The following is a 2,695-nucleotide window of genomic DNA, read 5'->3' as shown; positions in this document are numbered from 1 at the left end:
AGTATCTCCTCGTCGGTGGCGGCGTGACCGTTTGCGATCTCGAGGTTCTGAATGTCCGCGAGCGTCAGGTTGATGGGGTTCAGCTTTGCCTTGTCCTTGGCCTTCATCGCGGAGATTTTAGCCTTCTTCAGCGTATCCTTCAGTGACATATGCACTTCTTTCCCGTAGGCAATAAACCACCGTCATCATACCCCCTACGCCATGCGGGCGAGCTGGACCGCGGTGCCTGACGCCGTGACCATCAGCATGTCGCCCGCGCCAAGCACTTCATAGTCGATGTCGACGCCGACTATGGCATGCGCGCCCATCCGCTCGGCGCGCTGCTGCATTTCGGCGATGGCCTCATTGCGGGCTCTGTTCAGTTCATCTTCGTAGCCTTGGCTGCGCCCGCCGAAGATATTGCGCAGCCCCGCGCCGAGATCCTTGAACATATTGACGCCGGAAACCACCTCGCCGAACACGATGCCCAGATAGTTGGTGATGCGATATCCGTCGACGGACGGTGTGGTGGTGACTGGAACTGCCATAATGGCACCTTTCGTTGGATTCGCCTGCTCGTTGCCCTCCTCATTGTACGGAAACCGTAAGATCGATCTTCACGGCGCTCAGGCCCGCCATTGGCATGCCGCCAGATCGACCGTCCACCCCGAGGCCCCGGCATTGCCGGACGATGCGGAGGGTGGCACAAACCGCACGCCTTCCCCCTCCAGCAGCGCCCTCTGCGCTTCGGGTCCGCCAAAGGCAAATCCGGGAGCCAGCGAACCGTCGCGAAACACCACGCGATGGCATGGGATCACGCCCGGCTCGGGATTGTCATGCAACGCGAATCCCACGAATCTCGCGTTCCGTGGGGCGCCCGCCAGCTCTGCAACCTGCCCGTATGTGGCCACCTTGCCACGTGGAATGCGTCTGACGATCTCATAGACACGCTGATTGAACGGCCGCGGCGAACGGTCCGAGCCCCGGCCGGAATCGGCGCGGCCCCGGCCAGACGACCGGGACTGCACCGAGCTTGCGGCGGAACCTGTGTCGGACGACGAGCCGGATCGCGGGTCGCGCAATGTTTCAGTCCTTGACGATGGTCTTGCCGGCATTGGCGCCGGAGGCGAGATCCTGGATCTCGGTGACTTCAAGCACCGGAATGACGGCCGGCTTCTTGGTGCCCTTCTCCTCGGCCACCTTGACCTGGGCCTCATAGATGGCGTCGTCGGAATGCAGGGTCACGGCGCCGCGAAAACGATAGCCCCTCTTCTGGGCGAGGTTCGCGAAGGCGACAACCAGCGGGGACCCGTTCTTCAGGTTCTCGTAGGTTTTGCCGGCGGTGCGCTCATGGTAGGCGATGTGATTGTCGTCCAGCACGAACAGGCTCATCTTGGGGCCAAGGTCAAGCTGGCCATCCTTGTCGACGGTGGAGACCCAGCCAAGGTTGTTGTCGATGAATTCCCTGATTTCCGCGGTAATGACTGCCATGTCGGCTCCTTTCGATCGGGTTGTCTGGTACCCACTATCACAGTAGCGGACCTCGCACGCGCAATGAAGCCAATGTGAGCAACATCACCCGCCGGAACTTCGTCTCCTGTCGTTATGCTCTGAGATGAGCCGCAGAGAGCGGCTCATGAAACAACCTTGCATCAAGGAGCGACACAGATGGCGGCCCGAACACGATTCCAACAGCTGCGCAGCGGATGGTCACGATCGTTCCCGCCGAATCTGGCCAGTCTGATGCTGCTGACATGCGCCGCGCTGTGGGGCGGCAGCTATCTGGTGGCAAAATTCGCGATAGCGGCCATTCCCCCGCAATGGCTGATGGGCATGCGCATGCTGGGAGCCTGCGCCTGCATGCTCGCGATGTTCCACCGCAGCATTCTTCCCGCGCTGAAGCGGTCGGTTATCGTACCGGCGCTGGTGGTGGGCGTGACGTATTGGGGCACCATGGTCACCCAGACCATCGGCCTGACCACCATAGATCCCGGGCGCAGCGCGTTTCTCACCGCGGCCTACTGCGTGCTCACCCCATTCGCCTCATGGCTGGTTGCGAAGAAGCGGCCCGGCGTGGTCAATCTAGTCGCCGCCGCCATCTGCCTGACCGGCGTGGGCTTTGTCTCGCTGAAAGCCGGCGGGTCGATGACTCTGGGAATCGGCGATGTCCTGACGCTCGGCACGGCGGTCATCTTCGCCTTCAATCTGACTTTTCTCGGCATATACGCCAGGCGCATTCACCCGATCGCGCTGACTTGGGTGCAGTTTTTCGTGGCGGGCATATTGTTCATCGTCGGAGCGGTGCTCACCGAACCCGCGCCGAACGCCTCATGGCTTGAGCCCAGCGTGGTCGCTGCCTTCGCCTATCTGTTCCTCGGGGCGACCATGACCGCCCAGATCCTACAGAACATCGGCCTCGCCCACGTACCTCCGGCCCAAGCCTCGATCATCATGTGCACCGAGAGCCTGTTCGCCGTGGCATTGTCCGCAATCTTCTGGGGCGAGCACATCGGATGGAACTCCATCATCGGGTTCTCGCTGATTTTCGCCGCCGTACTGCTGTCCATCATCACAAAGCACGACTGACGGACTGGCATGTCGCAGGGCGTGGAAGGTGATGAAATCATTGCGACACGCGGGGATTTGCGTATTGCGTGAACCGGGGTATTCTATATCGAGTTGCTTGCAAGAGCACGGGGCTATGGCGCAGCTGGTA

The 2,695-nt window shown here is 61.3% G+C and carries 3 protein-coding genes and 1 pseudogene; 1 reads left to right on the top strand and 3 read right to left on the bottom strand.

Annotation, left to right across the window (positions count from 1 at the left end; genetic code table 11):
• Positions 1–194: 194 nt before the first annotated feature.
• From B2994_RS07055 to B2994_RS07045, 3 genes and pseudogenes are all read right to left on the bottom strand, one after another.
• Positions 195–527, bottom strand: coding sequence for a putative heavy metal-binding protein (locus tag B2994_RS07055; protein ID WP_291527665.1), 333 nt, complete (start codon positions 525–527; stop codon positions 195–197).
• 78 nt (positions 528–605) lie between these two features.
• Positions 606–938: pseudogene (locus B2994_RS07050) on the bottom strand (MGMT family protein); the annotation flags it as partial.
• 127 nt (positions 939–1,065) lie between these two features.
• Positions 1,066–1,470, bottom strand: coding sequence for a pyridoxamine 5'-phosphate oxidase family protein (locus B2994_RS07045; protein ID WP_291527663.1), 405 nt, complete (start codon positions 1,468–1,470; stop codon positions 1,066–1,068).
• Positions 1,471–1,647: 177 nt separating this feature from the next.
• Between B2994_RS07045 and B2994_RS07040 the strand changes: the two genes are divergently transcribed.
• Positions 1,648–2,565, top strand: coding sequence for a DMT family transporter (locus tag B2994_RS07040; RefSeq protein ID WP_291527662.1), 918 nt, complete (start codon positions 1,648–1,650; stop codon positions 2,563–2,565).
• Positions 2,566–2,695: the final 130 nt, after the last annotated feature.

The sequence above is a fragment of the Bifidobacterium sp. UBA744 genome, from assembly GCA_002298605.1.
In the GTDB taxonomy this organism is placed as follows: Bacteria; Actinomycetota; Actinomycetes; order Actinomycetales; family Bifidobacteriaceae; genus Bifidobacterium.
Note: the sequence above shows the minus strand (reverse complement) of the source record. Positions and strands in the feature narration are given on the sequence as shown.

Coding starts and splice junctions, on each gene's coding strand:
- B2994_RS07040 (WP_291527662.1), top strand. CDS start 1,648: ATGGCGGCCCGAACACGATTCCAACAGCTGCGCAGCGGATGGTCACGA.
- B2994_RS07055 (WP_291527665.1), bottom strand. CDS start 527: ATGGCAGTTCCAGTCACCACCACACCGTCCGTCGACGGATATCGCATC.
- B2994_RS07045 (WP_291527663.1), bottom strand. CDS start 1,470: ATGGCAGTCATTACCGCGGAAATCAGGGAATTCATCGACAACAACCTT.